This is a genomic window from Roseibium sp. JB4-4, from assembly GCF_055693425.1.
On the sequence record NZ_CM146333.1, the window covers coordinates 1,633,003 to 1,653,207 of the forward strand.

The 20,205-nt window shown below is 53.5% G+C and carries 20 protein-coding genes and 2 tRNA genes; 3 read left to right on the forward strand and 19 right to left on the reverse strand.

Features of this window, described 5'->3' with window-relative positions; translation table 11 throughout:
- Positions 1 to 113: 113 nt before the first annotated feature.
- From ACZ1HV_RS07555 to ACZ1HV_RS07615, 13 genes are all read right to left on the reverse strand, one after another.
- Positions 114 to 189, reverse strand: a tRNA-Phe gene (locus ACZ1HV_RS07555).
- A gap of 205 nt (positions 190 to 394) precedes the next feature.
- Entirely contained in the window at positions 395 to 3,289 is a 2,895-nt protein-coding gene (locus ACZ1HV_RS07560; RefSeq protein WP_472717741.1) for a FecR domain-containing protein, read from the reverse strand.
- Positions 3,290 to 3,298: 9 nt separating this feature from the next.
- Positions 3,299 to 4,690, reverse strand: a complete 1,392-nt coding sequence (locus ACZ1HV_RS07565) for a hypothetical protein (protein WP_472717742.1) — start codon at positions 4,688 to 4,690, stop codon at positions 3,299 to 3,301.
- 213 nt (positions 4,691 to 4,903) lie between these two features.
- A complete protein-coding gene (locus ACZ1HV_RS07570) occupies positions 4,904 to 6,514 on the reverse strand; it encodes a bifunctional metallophosphatase/5'-nucleotidase (RefSeq protein WP_472717743.1) in 1,611 nt (536 codons plus the stop codon).
- A gap of 263 nt (positions 6,515 to 6,777) precedes the next feature.
- A complete protein-coding gene (gene yacG / locus ACZ1HV_RS07575) occupies positions 6,778 to 6,972 on the reverse strand; it encodes a DNA gyrase inhibitor YacG (protein ID WP_298822698.1) in 195 nt (64 codons plus the stop codon).
- A gap of 43 nt (positions 6,973 to 7,015) precedes the next feature.
- Complete coding sequence (locus ACZ1HV_RS07580) at positions 7,016 to 7,642, reverse strand: Maf-like protein (RefSeq protein WP_472717744.1); 627 nt, start codon at positions 7,640 to 7,642, stop codon at positions 7,016 to 7,018.
- A gap of 43 nt (positions 7,643 to 7,685) precedes the next feature.
- Entirely contained in the window at positions 7,686 to 7,904 is a 219-nt protein-coding gene (gene infA, locus ACZ1HV_RS07585; RefSeq protein WP_006939340.1) for a translation initiation factor IF-1, read from the reverse strand.
- Positions 7,905 to 8,133: 229 nt separating this feature from the next.
- The gene (locus tag ACZ1HV_RS07590; protein ID WP_298822700.1) at positions 8,134 to 8,568 is read right to left on the reverse strand and encodes a YybH family protein; all 435 of its coding nucleotides are present in this window, start codon (positions 8,566 to 8,568) and stop codon (positions 8,134 to 8,136) included.
- 76 nt (positions 8,569 to 8,644) lie between these two features.
- On the reverse strand, positions 8,645 to 9,097 hold the full coding sequence (locus tag ACZ1HV_RS07595) for an arsenate-mycothiol transferase ArsC (protein WP_298822714.1): 453 nt from the start codon (positions 9,095 to 9,097) through the stop codon (positions 8,645 to 8,647).
- 175 nt (positions 9,098 to 9,272) lie between these two features.
- Positions 9,273 to 9,776: a UPF0262 family protein gene (locus ACZ1HV_RS07600; RefSeq protein WP_298822701.1), complete on the reverse strand. Its 504-nt coding sequence runs from the start codon at positions 9,774 to 9,776 to the stop codon at positions 9,273 to 9,275.
- A 26-nt stretch (positions 9,777 to 9,802) separates the two neighbouring features.
- Positions 9,803 to 11,098, reverse strand: coding sequence for a histidinol dehydrogenase (gene hisD, locus ACZ1HV_RS07605; RefSeq protein ID WP_472717745.1), 1,296 nt, complete (start codon positions 11,096 to 11,098; stop codon positions 9,803 to 9,805).
- A gap of 52 nt (positions 11,099 to 11,150) precedes the next feature.
- Positions 11,151 to 11,588, reverse strand: coding sequence for a DUF2948 family protein (locus ACZ1HV_RS07610; RefSeq protein ID WP_298966559.1), 438 nt, complete (start codon positions 11,586 to 11,588; stop codon positions 11,151 to 11,153).
- Between the two features lie 144 nt (positions 11,589 to 11,732).
- Positions 11,733 to 11,945: a hypothetical protein gene (locus ACZ1HV_RS07615; protein ID WP_298822704.1), complete on the reverse strand. Its 213-nt coding sequence runs from the start codon at positions 11,943 to 11,945 to the stop codon at positions 11,733 to 11,735.
- A 132-nt stretch (positions 11,946 to 12,077) separates the two neighbouring features.
- On the opposite strand from ACZ1HV_RS07615, the gene ACZ1HV_RS07620 reads away from it, so the two are divergent.
- A complete protein-coding gene (locus ACZ1HV_RS07620; protein ID WP_472717746.1) occupies positions 12,078 to 12,560 on the forward strand; it encodes a DUF3124 domain-containing protein in 483 nt (160 codons plus the stop codon).
- Positions 12,561 to 12,569: 9 nt separating this feature from the next.
- Here the strand turns inward: ACZ1HV_RS07620 and murA are convergent, their stop codons facing one another.
- Together murA and ACZ1HV_RS07630 are read right to left on the reverse strand one after the other, a co-directional pair.
- The gene (gene murA, locus ACZ1HV_RS07625; RefSeq protein WP_298822706.1) at positions 12,570 to 13,859 is read right to left on the reverse strand and encodes a UDP-N-acetylglucosamine 1-carboxyvinyltransferase; all 1,290 of its coding nucleotides are present in this window, start codon (positions 13,857 to 13,859) and stop codon (positions 12,570 to 12,572) included.
- A 193-nt stretch (positions 13,860 to 14,052) separates the two neighbouring features.
- Entirely contained in the window at positions 14,053 to 14,232 is a 180-nt protein-coding gene (locus ACZ1HV_RS07630; RefSeq protein ID WP_298983733.1) for a hypothetical protein, read from the reverse strand.
- Positions 14,233 to 14,666: 434 nt separating this feature from the next.
- Between ACZ1HV_RS07630 and ACZ1HV_RS07635 the strand changes: the two genes are divergently transcribed.
- Positions 14,667 to 14,741 (forward strand) — tRNA-Thr (locus ACZ1HV_RS07635).
- A 197-nt stretch (positions 14,742 to 14,938) separates the two neighbouring features.
- On the opposite strand, the gene ACZ1HV_RS07640 is transcribed toward ACZ1HV_RS07635, so the two are convergent.
- The 3 genes from ACZ1HV_RS07640 to ACZ1HV_RS07650 form a co-directional block, all read right to left on the reverse strand.
- Positions 14,939 to 15,667, reverse strand: coding sequence for a hypothetical protein (locus ACZ1HV_RS07640; RefSeq protein ID WP_472717747.1), 729 nt, complete (start codon positions 15,665 to 15,667; stop codon positions 14,939 to 14,941).
- A complete protein-coding gene (locus ACZ1HV_RS07645) occupies positions 15,664 to 16,131 on the reverse strand; it encodes a hypothetical protein (RefSeq protein ID WP_472717748.1) in 468 nt (155 codons plus the stop codon). Before ACZ1HV_RS07645 ends, ACZ1HV_RS07640 begins: the two co-directional genes overlap by 4 nt.
- A gap of 221 nt (positions 16,132 to 16,352) precedes the next feature.
- Positions 16,353 to 17,306: a hypothetical protein gene (locus ACZ1HV_RS07650; protein WP_472717749.1), complete on the reverse strand. Its 954-nt coding sequence runs from the start codon at positions 17,304 to 17,306 to the stop codon at positions 16,353 to 16,355.
- Positions 17,307 to 17,747: 441 nt separating this feature from the next.
- Between ACZ1HV_RS07650 and ACZ1HV_RS07655 the strand changes: the two genes are divergently transcribed.
- Complete coding sequence (locus ACZ1HV_RS07655) at positions 17,748 to 18,290, forward strand: recombinase family protein (protein ID WP_472717750.1); 543 nt, start codon at positions 17,748 to 17,750, stop codon at positions 18,288 to 18,290.
- Positions 18,291 to 18,360: 70 nt separating this feature from the next.
- Here the strand turns inward: ACZ1HV_RS07655 and ACZ1HV_RS07660 are convergent, their stop codons facing one another.
- A complete protein-coding gene (locus tag ACZ1HV_RS07660) occupies positions 18,361 to 19,974 on the reverse strand; it encodes a hypothetical protein (RefSeq protein WP_472717751.1) in 1,614 nt (537 codons plus the stop codon).
- Positions 19,975 to 20,205 lie beyond the last annotated feature (231 nt).

Consider the following 20,205-nt stretch of genomic DNA (forward strand, 5'->3'; position numbering starts at 1 on the left):
CAATTCGGGAGGGGCGTTTTTCTTTGCCCGAAACGAAGATAGGGACGCGCCGCCTCAGACGTTCTAATTGTTAGAACATCGGAAGGATTTCACAATCTTAGGAAAGAAGGAAGTGGTGCCCAGAGCCGGAATCGAACCAGCGACACGCGGATTTTCAATCCGCTGCTCTACCAACTGAGCTATCTGGGCGTGCCTTGCAGACTGATCGGAGCAGGACCCCGTTCGTCGAAAGCCCGGTCCTTATAGAGGCTCGTTCAGACCTTGTCCAGCACCACGGCAAAGTTTTTTACCACCTTCGGGCCTGCCTTTTGGGGATAACTGAATTTCAAATCAAGCCTCTGTAAAACATACGCTTTTCCTCAAAACAACAATGATTGCACAACGTGCAGCGAAGCTATTGTTTCTCCCCTGCAACGATGCCTGCTGCTGACCAGTTTCCCTGGGTGGCATGAAAGTCGCCAATGACGCCCTGATGGTTGGAATTGGGCCCGGTTACAACAGATGTGTTGATATTGCCCGACAGCCCCCCGGTTCCAGAAAGCGTGCCTTCGAACAAGTTCCCGCTGGCAACACTGGTTTCGGACAACGTGGCACTCATTGTCCTGCTATCAAAATTGCTGATTGTCGCAGTACCGGTCCGATAGGTGAAATCCAGCGACATATTGAAATCACCCGCAGCAAGATATTGCCTTGTGCCGTCCGCGACACTGCCCACAGCATGCCCGGCATAGGTTGCACTTCCGCTGGTCGGAAGGTCGATGGAATTGGTCACATCTCCTGCAACCCATGTGCCCATATGGAAGGTGTCGAACCTGTCACCGCCGGCAAGACTGGTGTCGCTTGCTTCCATCTTGCTGCCCCAATACCCCCATTCGAGAAAATCACAGGTGCATTTGGTCTTGTCGACAAACAGGGCATTGTCTGCCCCTTTCACAAGAGTGTTGGAGATCAAGTAGTTGTCCGGTGTCGTTCCAGCTTTCGGTGATACAAACACCTCGGAGTCAGTCAGGATTTGGTTGCCTGAACCACCGGAGGTTTCGATGGCCGCGAACGTATCGGCATCGACGTAAACGGACTGGCCGGAACCCGATTGCTCACCAAAAGCGAGTTGATACTGGTCGACCTCGTCATCCAGATTTGCGACGTCTTTTACGTGCAGTGTTGCATAGAGCGAACCGTTCTGACTGTCGAAGCTGATCTCGAAATCGCCCAGCGAATTGCTGGCAAATATGACGGGATCGACTCCTGCTGAGTAGTTTACATTGGACTCAAGTACGCCGGCCGCATACCCCTTCAGTGTCTTGCTGGTCCTGTCCAAGGTGGAAACATTCACCTCGCTCGACAATTCGGCCACGTGCATTGTGCCGCTCAGTTGATCCGTCGACTGAACCCCTGTGGGCACCTGAACATAGCCGTCGGTGTAAGTCCCATCCTCTTCCAGGTTTCCGGGACCGAGCACCAGATAGTCAGCATTGCTTCCGAAGATTGTGCCGCCAGTGCCACCTTCAATGCTTTCTACCGAGCCCCCATAAAGACCGGCGCTGTTGTCCGCATCGGTTCGATGCCCGCCGCGTCGTTCACCGTCCAGAACCAGGGTACCGCTTTCATTTTCAATATCGCCGAGACTCAGGGAAACGAAGGACTTTTGAGCGGTTGTCCCGCTGGAGATATACATAGACGCGGCCAGATACCTGGCACCTTCCAGAGTGTTCGACGCGCCTTCCAAAACCTTCAGACCACTGCTTTTCACCGAACTCAGGAAGCTTGTTCCCAAATCTTCCGCAATGGACGGATTGAGAAACAGGGCAGCAGATGTTGCAGCCTGAATGTTTCCGAAATTGTCTTCCGAAGACAACTGAAAGGCGGTCAGGATATCTCCGTGAAGGGTGTAGGTTCTGAGCTTTTCAGCGTCGGAACCGTTGAAATTGTCGAAGTCGGTCGCCGACCCATAAAGGCCATAGAAATAGTCGCTCCCACCGTAGTTGAACGTCGGATCCGAACCGGCTTCCGTTGCTACGAAATGGGCAAAAAAGCCGAAGCCGTCTCCTGTAATGCGCTGACCACGGGCATTTTGAACAATCGTACCTGAAAGGGACGGCGCGTCCGGAATATTGCTGGTACTGAAGTTTTCGATCACGTCGCCATTTGAGTTGACCGACTGCGTGTAAAACTCATTCACGCTTGTGTCAGGGTCGAAGACATAAATGGACGTTCCGTCGGCTGTTCCGGTCCAGAGCCTATATGAATTTCCGCTGGTATCCGGGTCCTGCGTAAAGACAACAACCTCATCGAAACCACTTGTTCCACCCACGATTCCAAGCGTGCCGGGAACAAGATTGAGCGCTGCCGTACTTCCGAACTTATTGCCGGCGCGCAGTATCCGCGCGTTGTCAGTGATTTCGGTGGTGCCAGTGCTTTCTTCCTGTTCGATGCTTTGGGTGTTCTGCGACTGCGACAGGATCTGTGTCTGGATCAATCCATTCACAGTTTGCTCTATTCCATTTCCAGTCGCCGAAGTCGGTTTCGGTCTGGGTGTTGTGGGTACATTCTGAAGACCGGAAATCACGCGGGATAGGCCAGACTGGACGATTTGACCATCAGTTGGTGTATTCCTGGTACCCCCACGCTGACGACTGTTGGTCAAAGCCGTTTGCACGTTTCCGAAATCGGATTGTGTGCTGCGGCGGACTCGCGTGGACCCGCCGGCACCGACCTCCATGGAGTAACCGGCCTGGTGGATACGGGATCTTTGTCCGCTCGGAGACGTGAAGGTCAGATCCTTGCCAAAAAGCAGAGAAAAGACCGGTGGATTGCTGGCCAGATTGATGTTGGCGATACCGCCACGGATGCCGATCGTCCCGACCGGGGTCTTTACAGTCACACCGCCGCGCTTCTTGCTGAGCTTGCCGCCGACAAAACGCGCAACGCCCTTGCCGAACGACGATACCAGTTTTCCGGTTCCCGCGTTCGGGTCATAGACAAATTCATCAATCACAAGATTGGAATTGGCACCAACCGTGAATGTCGACCCATCGACCAACAGAACCTGAACAAGCCCGGACCCGCTTGTTTCGATCTTTTCGTTGTAAATGACGTTGTCGCCGAGGACCTTGGTACTGCGTGCCCCGCCTGGTGGCGTACCGAAGGCATCTGAATTGACTGCGGCCGCAACACCGACCTCAGTCGCATACGCAGCCGGGGCCCCAATTCCGACGACAAGCAGCACTGTAGCCAGACAAGTCAGGCGACCGGCGATCGAATTTGCTCCAAGCTTCAAGGGTATGACCATAAGGCGTCTCTAGAAGGTCTTCGTCAGCGAAATCAACGCGGACGTGTTTGAATAGGTTGCAAGATCATAGTTGGAATGCTGGCGGCGGAATTCACCGGTAAAGCCGATGGCAAAATCATTGCGCAGTGGCACGGACAGGCCCGCCCTGAACCAGCCTTCCTGATCCTCCTGGGCCAAGACAGGGTCAACCAACGGGTCAGGTCCCTCGTAGGACCGATAGATATACCCTGCCTCCAGATCCAAAGACCAGGGTTGGCGCAACTTTTCGATAGGCGAAGCGAACTGGACAGTCGCGCCAATACCGCCGCCCACTTCCCAGCTTTGTGTCCATTCCTGTTTGGTCTCTTCGAAATCAGCCAACAGCAATGCCCTTACAGTGACTGCCGGTGACATCTGGCGGGACAAGGTTGCTGCCAGGCGCCAGAAAGAGCCATTCCGGTCCGAGACAGTCGGAAACTCAGCCGTGTCATTGTACCATCTGCGCCGCCATTCGGCCTTGGCGTCCAAAAGCATCACCGGGGTGATTTCAGAAACAATGCGCGCGCCGAACCCCAATGCACCATTGTAGTTGGCATGGTTCAGACGAACGCCGGCCGCAACCGCATAGAGGCTCAGCCTGCTGTTGTCCCAGTCGATCCGCTCCAGATTGATGGATGGTCCAAGGGTCAGTTCGGCCAGAGCCGTATCGAGCCGGACGATATCAGCGTAACGGGCGCTGTAGAAAACCAGATCCGCCTCCAGAAGATCACCCTGTAGTCCAAGGTCGTAGGACCCTTGCACACGCCCAGCCAGGAAGGCGTTGGTGTCGGCCTGGCCAGTTGCTGTGTCGTCAAGAAGGAAAGTTCCCCCGTTCAAGTCGACACGGCGGCTGCCCGGTGCTGCATTGGCATTTGTCTGATAGCGAACACCGGTGACGACAGCCGCACGGAAATCGGCTGGGTCCTCCTGTTCAGAGATCGTCGTTAGATAGGCCTGGACGCGGGCTTCCACTTCAGCTGGAACATTTGGCGAATTCACCGCTTCCTGAAAGTAGAATTTCGCCGTTTCCCTTGATCCCAGGCGAAAATACAGCACTCCAAGCTCGAGCTGGACCCGAGGCAAACCCGGCGCATATATCAGCATGCGCTCAAGCGTGGAAATGGCTGCCTCATAGTCGCCAAGCAGTGAGGAAACCATTGCGTATTCAAAAGCTGTATCAAGATCGTCCGGAGTAGCCAGCATAACGTCAAGCAGCATTTGCTGGCGGGTGGCCAGTGCATCCGGTGTCTGGGCCTGGCCGTCCCCAACACCTGTTTGCGCGCGCGCCGGGCCGCTTGCGAGTAAGACAAAAATCGCAAAGACAAGCGCTCCCAGAACGGGCGCGCAGAACTTTACGCAACTCGAGTGTCTTACGCTTACCAAAAACTCATCTCCTGCCAAAAACCAGCGGAGTACGCTCACCAAAAAAATTTAATAGTTCAGATCTGGCCGCTTCGAAAACACATCGAAACGCGCTGATATACTAGAATTCCTTGGGGTTTTGGGCAATGACCGCAATGCAACACTGCGCGCTTTACGTAGCACAAAGAAAAAGCGCGCCGTTTCCGGCGCGCTCTATTCGTGATTCCGTAAGCCTTATTGCTCGGTAATACGCCCATCGGTGAAAGGTGTATATCCATTGCGTTCGGCAATGAAATCAGCAACCACGACTTCGAGCCCGGGCCCATAGTCATAAGCATTCATACCGTTTTCGGCGAACACCTTGTAGCCATCGCCGCCACCGCGCATATAGTTATTGGAAACAACGCCATAGACCTTTTCAAGGTCGATCGGTGCCCAGGCGCCATCTTCCATGACTTCCACAACAAGAATGCGGCCCTCACCCGGTGCTTTCTTGCGCGTCCAGGAGTATTTCAGGCCGGCGACCTGCGGGAAACGGCCCTTTCCGTCTTCAACTTGGGACACACCGTTCTCGAGCGCTGCAATAACGTCAGCGCCTTTCAACTGGAATGTTGCAAGCGTGTTCTGGAATGGCAAAACGGTCAGAACTTCGCCCATGGTCACTTCACCACCGTCGATTGACGCGCGAAGTCCACCGCCATTCTGGATAGCGATCTGAACGCCCTGGTCCTTCACCCTGTCCAGCATTGCATCGGCGACCAGGTTGCCCATCTGACACTCGCCGGACCGGCAGGAACCGCGATCACCGTCAATCGGCGCATCGGTAGCACCAATCACCTTGGCCTTCAGTTCTTCAATCGGTGCTGCAAATTCTGCTACCCTGGCCAGGAAAGCTTCATCCGGCTCAACAGAGGCATCCAGCAGAATAGGTTCGCCTTCCGCCTTGATGAGATTGCCGTCGTCATCCCAGGTCAGATCGATCTCGCCAAGGAATTTGCCATAGGCATAGGCCTGGACAATCGGCACATCCTTCCCGTCCGGGTTCTGGACGATGACCGGGTAAGGGCCTGCGGCACCTTCCTGGGTGTTCGAAAGAAGCGTGTGGGAATGACCGCCAACAATGAGGTCGATCCCCGGCACGGCTGCGGCAATCTCCATGTCGCGCGGCAGACCCATATGGGTTACAGCAATGATCTTGTTGACGCCGGCAGCTTCAAGACCTTCGACAGCACCTTTCAGGTAGTCTTCGGCCTGAATGAAACGCACACCCGCTCCAGGTGACGACGTATCGACTGTGTCTTCGGCGAGTGCCGAAACGATGCCGACTTTCTCACCGCCCTTTTCGACGATCAGGACGCCAGGCACCTTACCTTTGAGTGCAGCATCCGCAGTCACATCGATATTGCCCGACAGGATCGGAAACTCGGCCTTGTCGATGAAGTTGGCCAGGGCTTCAGGACCATCGTCGAACTCGTGGTTGCCCACTGCCATCACATCGATGTCCATACCGTTCAGAAACTCAACGGCAGCCTCGCCCTTGTAGGTCGTGTAGAACAAGGACCCTTGAAACTGATCGCCTGAATCGACGACAAGGACGTTCTTGCCTTCGCTATCCAATGCGGCACGGCGTTCGTCGAGTTTCGATTTGATGCGGGCGATGCCGCCGAAACACTTTCCTTCCGTCTCGGATTCAGCGTCACAAGTGGAATCGTATTTGTTGATGGATTCGATGCGCGAATGCAAATCATTCAAATGCAAAACCGTAAGTGAATATTCGGCATAAGCCGCTGTCGACAGCGCAGTCGTAAGTGACAGCACCGCAGCGCTCAGGATTGTTCTTTTCATTGGACCCTCGCCCTTTGGATTGGTTGTCGTGCAGGAGCCGATCTCTCAAGTCGTCTCCCTCACCTCCCGGTATCGTTTCCCGATGCCGTGGCCAGGCACGCCCCGAACTCTTTCTCACAAGGGTGCCGCAACCGGCGACGAGTCGACCGGGTTAGTCGGTGTAGACGGATCTTGGTGCAGTTTTGTGACGTCTGCAAGTGACATCGTATGCGCAAGAAGCAAGAAATTTAGCCGAATAAATACCAATTCGCAGGGACGCCTGCCTAATCTCCGGGCAGGTCGCTCTCGTCGATATCGTCGGTCTCGACAACGGGAATTGTATAGCCTTCCGTGAACCAGCGATTGAGATCAATCTTGGCACACCGATCTGAGCAAAATGGATAGTTGCCCAAGGTCGATAATTTCGAGCAAATCGGACAAGGGCGCATTCGCCGTTCAGGTTTCTGGCTGTCGGTCATGATACCTCCGTTTGCCTCTTTACCCGCACCCTCAGAAACATGCTCACGCCGCGGCTGTCGCCCAGCCCTGATGAACAGGGTAGCCGGCAGCGCTTAGAAGCCCGGCCGTTTCCACGAGTGGAAGACCCACGACTGCCGGGTAAGAGCCGACCAGTTTGACAACAAAACTGCCCGCCAGCCCCTGGATGGCATACCCACCAGCCTTGCCTCGCCATTCGCCGGATGAAAGGTATTCGTCCATATCCTTTCGGGACAGACGCTTGAACCGAACACGCGTCTCAACCAGCTTGGAGCGCACCTTGCCTGTGGTTTCAGCCACGGCGACAGCCGTGAATACCCGATGGCCGCGGCCTGAGAGGAGTGACAGGCACATGAGCGCCTGGTCAGTCAGTTCAGCTTTTGGCAGCGCACGGCGCCCTACAGCAACAACTGTGTCGGCCGCCAGAACAACGCTGTCCCGCAGTTCATCCGACGCATCTGCGGTCTGCCGGACGGTTTCTGCCTTAGCCCGAGCCAGGCGCAATGCAAGACTGCGCGGCGTTTCGTGCTTTTTCGGCGTCTCGTCGATGTCGGCTGGCAGAAGATGATCCGGTTCCAAACCGATCTGATGCAGAAGCGCGAGACGGCGCGGCGAAGCGGAGGCCAGGATCAACTGAGGGGCAGTGTTCATGAATGCATGTGCCTGATAGCCGGTGTCACCTTCAAACAACCACTTACTTGAAGCGGTAGGTGATCCGCCCCTTGGTGAGATCATAAGGGGTCATTTCGACAAGAACCTTGTCGCCTGCAAGAACGCGAATGCGGTTCTTGCGCATACGCCCGGCAGTGTGGGCGATAATTTCGTGATCATTTTCAAGTTTTACGCGGAACGTCGCATTCGGCAACAGTTCTGTTACGACGCCCGGAAACTCCAGAGCTTCTTCTTTGGCCATTTGATATCCTGAATGAAGCGGGCCCAGCCCGCGGGTGCGGGGAAACTAACGGATTAGTCCCAGAAAGTGAACCTTTCTTTCCACCCTAATCGAAGAAAGCTTCACCAGGGCGCAATCAAGCTGTTCAAATCTTCATCTGGACAAGCTGAAGCAACGGCTCCGAGACAATTTCGCGGAACTTGGGTCCAACCTTTTCCTGAAATTTTGTAGACCATTTCGGCCTGAATGATCACTGCGCAATGCCAAGAACATGGTACATGTCGCGGTGAATAAACCAGACACCCTCAACTTTTTTCCAGACATGCATCGATCTTCCGGAAATTGTCTTGGCACCCAGCTTGACCTTTGTTTCCGCAACTTCGACCGCAGTGTCCGGTCCTGTCTGATCGATTTCCAATATGTTGTATTCCAGATCGGACACGCCGTTGTTGAAGGCCTTGGCAAAATGCGCCGCGATGGACGGGCGTCCGACAAGCGCCCGGCTCCGGGGCGGTAACAAGGCTGCCTTTTCGGTATAGTAGGCTGAGATCGCCTCTGCGTCCTTTGCGTTGTAAGCAGCGATATAGGTGTTCAGCCGGGCGAGGATCGGGTTGTCCTGCGCCAACGCGCTTCCACCCATAAAAAACGCGATCCAGACAAAAGCAACCAGACGAACAATCATCATTGATCCTCCCCGGAACGTATTTTGGCGCTGTTCGACTTTCCAAGGTTGAAGCATAGCGCGTTACGGGAACCGCTTGTCAATCGCCCGGTGGTGGTGCCCAGTCGAGCCTCTTCTTGATGCGCATGCTCAATTGGTCCCGCACCGCCCGGTATTCGTTCAAGATCTGCTCTCGGCTACCGGTCGCCACCGTAGGGTCCATTGTCGGCCAATATTCGACTTCGACTGCATCCGTGCGGGTCAATTCAAGTGCCTTGTGGTGCGCTTCAGGAGCGAGCGTCAAAACAAGATCGAAGCCGGATTCGTCCAAATCATCGAAGGTTTTTGGCTGATGCTGGCTCATGTCTATCCCAATTTCTGCCATCACCGCATCGACGAAGGGATCGACCTTGCCAGGGCGCACACCTGCGGAACGCACATAAATCTGGTTCGGAAACAATTGCTTTGCCAGCGCTTCTGCCATCGGGGACCGAACGGCATTCATGCTGCAAGCAAAGAGCACCGCAGTCGGACGCAGGCCAGGCCCTGTCATCGCGCCTAGAGCGCAAGACGGCAAATATGAACCAATTGATTTGCCTGCCGGCAGCGGCAAAAACAGCTTTCGAACACCACGCACCCGTTGCCTGCACCATACGGCGCTGCGCAATGCGCTTTTCCAAATGAACTGCCTACCGCCATCAATTGGTTCATATTTGTCGCCTTACACCCTATCCCTTCCAATGCAGAGCGTAGACGAGTGTGAACAGTCGTCTTGCTGTTTGCGTATCCAATTCGATCTTGCCGTGCAGACGTTCCATCAATATGGCAGAGCCCTCGTTGTGGACCCCTCGCCGCCCCATATCAATGGCCTCAATCTGGCTGGGCGTCGCATGGCGGATCGCTTCGTAATAACTTTGGCAAATCAGATCGTAGTCCTTAACGATCTTGCGCAAGGGCGAAAGCGACAAAACGTGGGTGACGACAGCCTGTTCCTCTTCGGTGGTGACTTGAAAGACAAGCTTCTTTTCGACCACACCGAGCTTCAGGACATATTTGACCGGTGGGTGGCCAACCGGCTGGAAGGAGTTTTCTTCAATCAGGTCGTAGATCGCAACAGCGCGATCATGTTCGACTTCCGGCGTTGACCGGGCAATAGAGGCTTCATCCAGGACCACATCCACAAGCCTGCCACCGGCAGTCTTGTGATCGGTCTCGGATTGCGGGTCGCTCATCTTCGAAGGGCCTCTTTCGACTCCGGTTAAAGGTTCAGCCTGATGGAAACAGAGCGGGCGTGCGCCGACAACCCCTCAGATTCACCAAGTGCGATGGCTGCCGGACCGAGTGCCCGCAAATTGTCCGGATTACACTTCAGGATCGAGGTTCGCTTCACGAATTCCAGAACCGACAAACCTGAGGAAAAGCGCGCGGATCGTGCAGTCGGCAAAACGTGGTTTGATCCACCGACATAATCCCCGATCGCTTCGGGTGTATAATGGCCGAGAAAAACAGCGCCTGCGTTGCGTACTTTTTTCAGCAGCGCTTCCGGGTCGCTGACGGCGAGTTCCAGATGCTCAGGTGCGATCCGGTTTGCCAATGGCATGGCAGCATCGAGATCCGGCACAAGGATTATGGCCCCGAAATCCTGCCAGCTTGCACGCGCCACGTCTTCGCGCGGCAGAGTTTTCAATTGCGCCTCGACAGCCTTTTCGACTTCATCCGCAAGACCGGTGCTATCTGTGATCAAAAGCGACTGCGCTGCAGTGTCGTGTTCAGCTTGGGCAAGCAAATCCGCCGCCAGCCAGTCGGCATTATTTCCCTCATCCGCAACGATCAGGACTTCCGAAGGACCGGCTATCATATCGATGCCAACCGTTCCGAACACTCGTCGCTTTGCCGCCGCGACAAAGGCATTGCCTGGACCAACGATCTTTGCAACTGGCTCGATCGTTTCCGTACCATATGCCAGAGCCGCGACCGCCTGTGCACCGCCGATTCGATAGATTTCGCTTACACCGGCAACTTTGGCAGCAGCCAGAACCAGCGGATTGAGAATGCCGTCCGGGCTTGGCACTACCATGACAATGCGGTCTACACCGGCAACTTTGGCCGGAACGACATTCATCAGAACTGAGCTCGGATAACTGGCAAGGCCACCGGGCACATAGACGCCCACAGCTTCAATGGCTGTCCAGAGCGAACCCAGCTCCACACCAATAGCATCGGTATAGCGGTCGTCTTGCGGCATTTGGCGTGCGTGGTGGGCGTAAATGCGGTCATAGGCCAGTTGAAGTGCGTCCAGCGTTTCACCTGGAACTTCGGCTATTGCGGCGTCAATTTCCGCTTCACTGACCGTAAGCTCGGCCATGGCTCCAGCGTCGAGACGGTCGAACTTTCTGGTATAGTCCAGCACTGCCTTGTCGCCGTTCCGACGGACATTTTCCAGAATATCCCGGACAATATGGTCGACATCCTCTGACACTTCACGCTTTCCAGCCAGAAGAGCCCTGAAGGCATCGTCAAATTCGGTGTCGGCAGTTGAGAGGCGCAAAACCACGCAGTATCTCCATCAGGTCCGGGTAAAATATAATTTCTGTCTATCAGGCCCGTCAGCTCAGATCGTGCTGTGGCAGGTTCGGCGTCGACCAGGCAGCGCCAAGATCGGACAGCTGAGCTTCGATGCACTCCACATCCAGGACGAGGCTAGCACCACCGGCGAATGCCAGTTGGATACGGCCAGACGGCTCTTCGCCGGCCTCAAACGTCACCGCAAGCAATTCCATCACGGCGCCCTTGGCGTCCTGGTGGATGTTTTGCGCTTTCATGGCCGTGACCTGTGCAATGGCCAGCGCCGAGCGGCGGCGCTCATGCTCCTTGGAGCGTTTGTCCGCCTCCTTGTCCCAAACAAACCTGTTCAGGATAAAGACAGCCTTCTTTTCCTTGGGCAGAAAACGGATGTCGGCAACTGTCAGGATGGCATCCTGCAAATGGGCCGAAAGAACCTCAAGGTCTTCCTGGTCGAGTGCGGCAAGTTTCAGCTGATCCATAATGCTCGGTTTCTGATCCAGTCGAGTGTGTGTTTTGGCTTCCCGCATATAAGGCGGACCGGCCCTGATCCCAAGGCTGTTGACCTAATGGGGAATGAGGGATTTGGCAATGTTGAATCCAATTTGCGGCGAGCAAGGTCAACTTTACGGACCATCATCCACACGATCGCGCAGGTCGTCCTTGACTTCATCCAATGTCGCAATCCGCTTGAACACGCGCCTGCCGAGCCAGAGACCGAACACCAACAGAAATAGCCCGAGCGATGCACCATAGGGCGGCGCAACCAACACGACCGCGAACAATCCGGCCATGGCGAAAGCCACCTGTATGAGAAACCGGATTGTCTGCGCTCCCATCTGCCAATGTCTCCCTGGTTCCCAATCGACAAAAGATGCAATCGGCAACCACTCTCGCCGATCACTTGCAATCAGGGCAAGCATTTCGGAAAGTGCCTCGATCTGATGCCCGCCTGTGGGACTGCGAGAACAATGATGCTGAAACGACTGACCCTTTTTGGTGCCCTGACCCTCTGGCCCCTTCAGTCCTTTGTCCAGGCTCAGGACATCGCAGAAAGAGCATTGGGCGAGACGATCTATGTTCCGGCCTATTCCCGGATTTTTTCCTATCCCAACCGTTCCGATCTGCTGGCGTCCACACTTGCCGTCCACAATGTAGATCCGAAGACATCCATCACGTTGCAGAATGTCAGCTATCATGGAGAAGGCGGCGAGCTGATCCGGACCCTGCTGGAGGAACCATTTGTGCTTGCGCCGCTGCAATCCAAAACCGTGCTCATCCCGATCAATGATACATCCGGTGGTGTCGGCGCGAACTTCTTGCTCACATGGACTTCGGACGAGGCCGCGCTCAGCCCGATCGCAGAGGCAATCATGACCAGCGGCATCGGTGGGCCCGGGCCCTCGTTCACCTCACGCGGCCGCGTCATTGAGCGGCGTACCGCCAAAGACTAAGGCCGTCTCCTAGCCGGAAATCCGCTCGATTTTCGCCCCGCATCGCGTCAGCTTGTCTTCGAGCCGCTCAAAACCACGATCAAGGTGGTAGACACGGCTGACGGTGGTTTCGCCTTCTGCGGCCAGGCCCGCAATCACCAGCGACACGGACGCACGCAGATCCGTCGCCATCACCGGAGCCCCGCGCAGCGTCGAAACGCCTTCGATTGTTGCCGTGCGTCCATCAACCTGGATCTGGGCGCCGAGACGAGCCAGTTCCTGCACGTGCATGAAGCGGTTTTCAAATATGGTTTCCGTAATACGGCTCGAACCGCCAGCGCGCGTCATCAGCGCCATGAACTGAGCCTGCAAGTCTGTCGGGAAGCCCGGAAAGGGTTCGGTTGTGATGTCGACGGGCTGAATGCCGTTGCCATTGCGATAGACCTTGATGCCATCCGGGGTCTGTTCAATGTCCGCTCCGGACTGGCGCAGCGTTTCGAGCGCGCTTTCCAGCAAGTCAGTCCGGCCCCCTTGCAGCAGCACATCGCCGCCCGTCATGGCAACTGCCATGGCATAGGTTCCGGTCTCGATCCGGTCGGGAACGACCGAATGATGAGCACCATGCAGGCGCGGCACGCCCTGGATGCGGATGGTTGAAGTTCCCTCGCCTTCGATCCTGGCACCCATCGCCTTCAGGCACTTGGCAAGATCAACCACTTCCGGCTCACGGGCGGCGTTGACGATTTCAGTCTCACCCTTTGCAAGGGTTGCCGCCATCATGATCGTATGTGTGGCTCCGACCGAGACCTTGGGAAAATCCACGCGTGCGCCCTTGAGGCCACCCGGCGCCTTGACCACGACGTAGCCGCCTTCAATTTCGATATCCGCTCCGAGCGCGCTGAGCCCGTCAATGAAGAAATCCACCGGCCTTGTTCCGATCGCGCAACCGCCCGGAAGCGACACCCGTGCCTCGTGGCAACGGGCTACCAAGGGCCCGATCACCCAGAAACTGGCACGCATTTTTGAGACAAGCTCATAGGGCGCGGTCGTATCGACGATCTCGCGGGCGGTCAGGTTCAACGTCTGGCCGGCAAGGTCGTCCTGGCCACTGCGTTTGCCGTTGACGGAATAATCGACACCGTGATTGGACAGAATTTGCATCAACTGCGCCACATCACGCAGACGGGGCACATTGTTCAAGGTCAGCGTTTCGTCTGTCAGCAGTGACGCAATCATCAACGGCAGTGTGGCGTTCTTGGCTCCGGAAATCGGAATGATACCCTTCAGCTCCGAACCGCCGACGACCTTGATACTGTCCATTTGTTTCCGAACCCTCGTATAACGAAAAACGGCCGCAATTTGCGCTCCTGCAACAAATGCATTGGCGCACCGGCAAACTCACATCCAAACCGCCATCTATACACAACTTATGGCCCATGCAAGGCAACGCCCTGTCTTTGATCGGGCAATTTCGGGCAAGCAGAAAGATCTCAGGCGGTCGTCTTTTTGCCGGTCAGGTGTCCTTGCGGGATTTGGCAGCGCTCTTGCGCCTGCGCAGATTGGCCCTCAGAGCTTCAGCAAGACGGTCTTCCCGGGCCTTTGCCGCCCCGGTCTGACCGCTTTTGCCCTTCTCATCGGATGAGTCTACCCGGTTGGTCGTAACACCTTCACCTTGCTGGTCTTTTTTGTTCATGAAAGAAGTCTGCCTGCGTATTTCAATAGCCACACCTATTAACAACAGCCGGTCTGTCTGCAAAGATCGGCCCGCGTTTGCGGGCATCAAATCATCCCTTCTTGCTGTGCCTCACACCTCAAAAGCCAAAACCTGCTGCCAGCCTATGTGCACACAATAATCGCCTGCGCACCATTGATGAATATCCACAACCGTTTGGCATGATCAAAAGCCGCCATTCCATCGCCATTTAAGCGCTGCAACTGCGTGGTTCGGCACCACTGGTAAAGTCGCGGAAAAAAACCAAAACACAGCTTGCGTCCCTGATACTCTTATGGCAAAAGCGCCCTCATTCCGGTCGGCACCGCTGATCGGCAACAAAAACTGCGTCTTTTCTCATGCGGATCTTTCCAGGGTCTTCCAGACGCAGCGCCCGTCCAGATTGACGCGCACACGCTGCCGTAGCTCAGGGGTAGAGCACTCCCTTGGTAAGGGAGAGGTCGAGAGTTCAAATCTCTCCGGCAGCACCATCGTTTCCCAGCAAAAACAATAGCATAACGAAGCCCGTCGGCAAGGTGCTATCTCTTCGGTGTTGACGAATGCCGCTCGGCAGTGAACAAAAGTGGTGCAAATCTGGGGCACTCTGCTAACGGTGAAGACTTCTTGCAACAATTCGTCTCGTACTTGCTGTTCGATCTACTTTGCGCAAAGCACCTAGGATTCCACATTAATTAGGCATTATACCCTGCAAGAGGTCGGCGATACGCTTCAGTGCCAATCCAAGGCCCACCTCCGTACCCTTCTTAACAGAGTTAGCGGCACCCTCACCGGCCGCCTCACCAAGCCTCTTCAGCAGCCCCTTCTCCACCAGCGGAGCCTTAAGCATCTCCAGCGCTGTCTCCAGCAAATCGATCAATGCACGCCTCTGAAACTCAGTAAACGCAGCCCTATCTGGTGACAGGTTAGTACTTTTTGCTCTCGTAACGGCATCATTCAGTAGCTCAGTGAGGTCTGCGATCAGTACCGCGTTTCCGCTGCGATCATTACGTACCCAACCCATTGCCGTCACTTGAACTGTGTTGTCATCAGACGGGTCCGCCGAACTTGAGGGGTCTTCCCGTGTCGTCGGAGGTAAGTCGATATGCCGCCTGAACATACCTTCAGCTTCTCGTAACAAGCTTTGCAGACGAGTAGTTAGTTGCCGCAGCACATTTGTTTTGATCCGACCCGTTACCCCATAGAATTTGTTCAGATCTGAATCCGACAAACCTAGGCGATCCGTAAGACCAATGTCGTCCATGAAGTGTACTGAGTCGAAAATACCTTGGTAAAAGAAAACGTCGACCGATTTGTCCGGCTCGTTCTCAAGCTCTTTACCATCGTCTTCGAGCATATCGACAAGATCGTAGATACGTTCGATTGTGCTGCTGCCTGCGTTCTCACCTTCTGCACTCATCGGATCAGCTCGCAGTTTGCTTGGCTGTACCTCGTTTCAGCGATCATGGCTTTCAATTTAGTATCTGTAACGTGGTTCTCCTGAGCCAATGGCATACCGCTGGCGTCTTCGGCGACAACGTCGTGGTGCGCCTCACCTGCCACGAACTCAAAGACACGTCCCAGTACGAACTCTGACGTGGGACCCGCCATCAACATGCGAACCATTATGGGGACTTCCGCACGCAGTTGCTCTGGTGAGAAGGTTCCTGCCACCGCAGCCTCGATGAATTGTTTCCCTTTGTCATACCCCATATTGAAGAGCCTCTCTTGCTCTACTTTGTCACCCTTCATCTCGGCATAAATGCTGCACGTCCAAGCAGAGAGCATTACCCTGGAAGCTCGTGCACCCTCTTCAATCGCGAAGGTCCGTACTGGCAGCAATACTAATAGGCTTAGCGTGAAGATGACGGCGAAAGTACGCATGATGACCCCTGCAAATCCAACCCGTGGCTAAGTACGCGGACAGCTGAAGCACTGAGCACAGCGCCAGATTTCATGGCACATTTTTTCGAAGGGATATCAAACAGTCTCATGCCTTCAATTCCCCCCATGCCCCTACGTCTAGCAACGTTTCTTGACCTCGGAGACGCACAAACCATCACGAGTAGCTTGCTGTGTGCTGGAACCTAATGCCCCCTAGGTGCTCACTCCTCGTCTTCCGGAGGTTTCCATCGCTTATCCTTACCGGTGAACAAAGATGGCGACGCGTGGGGGGCTTCAAGCTGCATGTAGTCGCCCAAAACAGCCTTGATCGCGGCTGGCGAGAGAGGGTCGGCAAGTTTGTCCCCGTTGAACTCGAGAACACGCAGAACGCGACGGTTCTTCGGTCTACCGTCTAGTATCTGATAGGCCCACTGCACTTTGAGATTGTCCAGAACTTCGACATGCAGGGCCTTCTTGACAACTAGCCCCCAAAACTCAGCGTCATCTATTACGAAATAACTGCTGCGGCGGGCGCTGTCTTTGCCTTTCCATTGTCGATCTCTCTGATCTTCCTTGTCCCAGTTTGGAGAGGTGACAAATATACTCTCTGTCGATACCACCCATTCCGGGGGTTCTTCTTCGGTCTCTTTGCGTTCCGGCTTCTGTGCGCGTTCTGGAAAGCTATTTCTCGGCACGGGAAAGTCGTCCGTGGGCGTAAACCCAAGTCTCTGCACTTGTTTGTCGTCATAACAAGCCCGATAAAATTCAGCCCGCGCGTCAAGTGCGTCCGGTAGATTTCCAACCTCCATACCGAGACTTTGTAGTTCTGAAGTATCGCGCTCTAATATCTCTCTCGCCATAGCTGTGATGATCCGCGCTCCAGTCTTACAGGCTATCTCTTCGTCTTCCAAGAATGGCGACAACCACCCTGGAGGATGGTCTGGGTCAGTCAGTTCCTCGTGAGGGGTGTCGGTGTTTTGAAGCGTAACGTCTTGTGCATCAAACGCTTCTTTATGAAATTGACCTAGGTCTAGCGCCCAATCAGCAGGGGTTTTTCCGGTCAGTCCCTTCACGTAATTTGATAATATGTCACTGTCTGTAATTGTTACCAGTGCAGCGCCACTTGCCAGGATTAGTGCCAATCTCGCGAGAAACGACCCCGGTTCCGGGGGCATAACGAGCAGTTCATAATCCAAAGCGCCTTCAAAAAAGTCGCATCCAGTGCCTTAATGACATCATGAGCACTTGCCGCTGTCCGGACGAATGTGTCCAACTTGATGTGATGATCTTGCACGTCAAAATGTATGTAGAGTCTGCCAGACCTTTGCTCGAACTCAATCGGCAGTAATTCAGGCATGAAATCACTAACCCCTCAACCTTAACGAGACAAGACTATCTCCACCCGTCAACATGGGGCAAGTGGTAACTACAACGCTTTGCATACTGGCAGGCGCGGAATGTGCCGTTTTACAAGCATTTAATTGCAACTCGCCTCGTTTGGGTACACGCTAACGTGACAATGCCGTGAGACAAGTATCGCGTCTCAATAGGGCAGTCTTGACAATAATGAGACAGATAGCATATAAGGTCTGGAGTCTATTGAGACAGAGGCGTCTATGACCAAGTATGGCTACGCTCGCGTGAGCACCACCGACCAAGACCTAACAATCCAAGTTGATGCTCTTCGCGCAGCAGAGTGCGAGGTGATCCGGCAAGAGAAAGTCAGTGGCGCGTCGCGAGTTGGCCGGGACGAGCTTCGAACTCTGATGGATTTTCTCCGCGAAGGCGACACACTAGTCGTCACACGTATTGATCGGCTCGCACGCTCAATAGGAGATCTTCAGGACATCGTCAGAGAGCTACGCGAGCGCGGTGTAGGCCTTCAGGCTACTGAGCAGCCTATCGACACCCAGACGGCTGCTGGGAAGGCGTTTCTGGACATGCTGGGAGTATTCGCTGAGTTTGAGACAAACCTGCGTCGTGAACGCCAGGCCGAAGGCATAGCGAAGGCAAAGGCAAAGGGTGTTTATAAGGGGCGCAAACCCAGTATCGATGCAGATCGGGTGAAGGCCCTCAAAGCTGAAGGGCTCGGAGGCTCCGAGATCGCGAAGCGACTTGGGATCGGTCGAGCCTCTGTTTACCGGGCACTCGATAAGTGATCGCGATTCGGCGCATGCAATAATCACCCTGTAGTGGGCAAGATCGCCCAGCGTTGCTAATACAAATGTTCTATTCTAATATCTTAGGTTTGTAAAAAAACCTGAAATAAGTCCAGAATGATGAAAGTAACAAAGCGTTTATTATCACCACATAAGCAATGAAATCGGCGTATTGCGCCAGATGTAAGCCTTGAAAGTGATTTATTACGATCCCATTGGAGATAAGAGTTACAAATGTAACCGTAATTATCGACAAAGTTAGACCCAAAACTTCTCTTATTGCACCAGAGTAATCATTTAGGATCGCTTTGTCTGCGTATGAAACAGCTAAAAAAATGACGGTACACACAGGTAGAGAAAAAATCGCGTTCTCTTTGAGAGTTTGCAGCACAAAAGCCTTGTCAACCACATTCCACTGCAAAACCAAATTCATAGCAAACATTGAGAAAAGGCAAAAAACATAGATGCAAATCAACGCAATTGTTTGAGTAAATGGCAATGGCCGTACGTATTTTTGGCCTTCATCGGTTTGTTCGTGCCCAAACCAAGATTTGAAACCCATAGTCCCACGCAGCCACCACACAATCCCAAATCCAAAGATATATGGCGCTGACCAAGTGAACAGCAGACTTATTCCGGTCGGAAACTCGGTCGGAAAATAGTTTGATGCATCCCACGGGAGTTCGAATTTTGGCGATACGAAACCGAAAGACAACGGAGGCGTCAGAGTGCAGAATGAGATACACAGGCAGGCAATGAAGGAAATCATTACAAAGTGATCAATACTTTTCCATTGACCGTCATCAAAACCTTTGGTCACCTCAATTTTATAATGGGCAAGGATCGCTTCTACATCTTTCAGTGGGGCGCTCTTGCAAAGCGATACCGATGAAACTCTCAAAGCGTCTTTTTCCAGAAGCTCCAAAATGTCAGAATTATCGACGATTTCTTCGTTATCAATTTCTCTAATATTTTCTAGTAATTCTACTGTTAGACCACTTCTTTTTAGAATATTTTCGTAAGATTTATCTTTTGATGATAAGTATTTTGATCTATCTTTTGCTATCTCTAGAAGCTTTTTACAAAATAGTAATCTTCGATATTCTTCATCTTTTTTCATTGACTTTGGGATTGATTTCTCCTGCAAGTGGGCATTTGAAACCACATCAAGAATCCTGGGCAATTTTTCCCGAACACCAACAAGGGACTGGCAAATCCTATCTGCCTTAACCTTCGAAAGATCGAAGTTCTTGATTTTTAGTTCAGAAACGAACGGCAGGATACCGATCATTGCTAGTGAAGAATACATTGGCAAATACCAATCAACTATTCTTTTGCCATCAAGATTGTCTAAATTGCAACCATCTTCAATACTCTTCAAATAAGTTTCAGTGAATACTGGAAGGTAGTCACCATATCCTGAAGAAAACACTTGTCCGACCAAAATCGTGATGGCGACATACACTACAAGATTTAAAAGCACTAACAATGTGACGGCGGGCAGCAATTCAGACAAAGCCAATAGGTTCTTTACACGCTCAGTCCGTCGTTGACCTTGAATGTAAAATGGTTCTACCCACTGAAAAGGTCGATAGACTGAATAAACAACTATAAAAAGCGCGCCGACGATAAAAGATATGATGGCGCTCTCATAAAAAAGAGGCCCTAATACAGCGAAGCACATTTCGAAAACCACCTAGTTGCAATTGCTTGTATCGCTATGACAAGGCGGCGTCTGTGACGCGGCAATATGGACGTGCGTGGTTGTCACAATCGAGAAAGCAAAAAGTGCAAAAACTATACGGAATGCCATAATGGTGTCCCCAAAATACTATTTCAAATAGTGCAAACACAATAGTACACTCTCCCTGGCATTTCAATTCGTTTTAGATGCAACTCAACCCCGCTTTGCCAT

Coding starts and splice junctions, on each gene's coding strand:
- ACZ1HV_RS07615 (WP_298822704.1), bottom strand. CDS start 11,945: ATGGGAGCGCAGACAATCCGGTTTCTCATACAGGTGGCTTTCGCCATG.
- ACZ1HV_RS07595 (WP_298822714.1), bottom strand. CDS start 9,097: ATGACAGGGCCTGGCCTGCGTCCGACTGCGGTGCTCTTTGCTTGCAGC.
- ACZ1HV_RS07590 (WP_298822700.1), bottom strand. CDS start 8,568: ATGATGATTGTTCGTCTGGTTGCTTTTGTCTGGATCGCGTTTTTTATG.
- ACZ1HV_RS07660 (WP_472717751.1), bottom strand. CDS start 19,974: ATGTGCTTCGCTGTATTAGGGCCTCTTTTTTATGAGAGCGCCATCATA.
- ACZ1HV_RS07560 (WP_472717741.1), bottom strand. CDS start 3,289: ATGGTCATACCCTTGAAGCTTGGAGCAAATTCGATCGCCGGTCGCCTG.
- ACZ1HV_RS07570 (WP_472717743.1), bottom strand. CDS start 6,514: ATGAAAAGAACAATCCTGAGCGCTGCGGTGCTGTCACTTACGACTGCG.
- ACZ1HV_RS07600 (WP_298822701.1), bottom strand. CDS start 9,776: ATGAGCGACCCGCAATCCGAGACCGATCACAAGACTGCCGGTGGCAGG.
- yacG (WP_298822698.1), bottom strand. CDS start 6,972: ATGACCGACAGCCAGAAACCTGAACGGCGAATGCGCCCTTGTCCGATT.
- ACZ1HV_RS07655 (WP_472717750.1), top strand. CDS start 17,748: ATGACCAAGTATGGCTACGCTCGCGTGAGCACCACCGACCAAGACCTA.
- ACZ1HV_RS07640 (WP_472717747.1), bottom strand. CDS start 15,667: ATGAGTGCAGAAGGTGAGAACGCAGGCAGCAGCACAATCGAACGTATC.
- ACZ1HV_RS07610 (WP_298966559.1), bottom strand. CDS start 11,588: ATGGATCAGCTGAAACTTGCCGCACTCGACCAGGAAGACCTTGAGGTT.
- ACZ1HV_RS07645 (WP_472717748.1), bottom strand. CDS start 16,131: ATGCGTACTTTCGCCGTCATCTTCACGCTAAGCCTATTAGTATTGCTG.
- ACZ1HV_RS07620 (WP_472717746.1), top strand. CDS start 12,078: ATGATGCTGAAACGACTGACCCTTTTTGGTGCCCTGACCCTCTGGCCC.
- murA (WP_298822706.1), bottom strand. CDS start 13,859: ATGGACAGTATCAAGGTCGTCGGCGGTTCGGAGCTGAAGGGTATCATT.
- infA (WP_006939340.1), bottom strand. CDS start 7,904: ATGGCCAAAGAAGAAGCTCTGGAGTTTCCGGGCGTCGTAACAGAACTG.
- ACZ1HV_RS07580 (WP_472717744.1), bottom strand. CDS start 7,642: ATGAACACTGCCCCTCAGTTGATCCTGGCCTCCGCTTCGCCGCGCCGT.
- ACZ1HV_RS07630 (WP_298983733.1), bottom strand. CDS start 14,232: ATGAACAAAAAAGACCAGCAAGGTGAAGGTGTTACGACCAACCGGGTA.
- ACZ1HV_RS07650 (WP_472717749.1), bottom strand. CDS start 17,306: ATGCCCCCGGAACCGGGGTCGTTTCTCGCGAGATTGGCACTAATCCTG.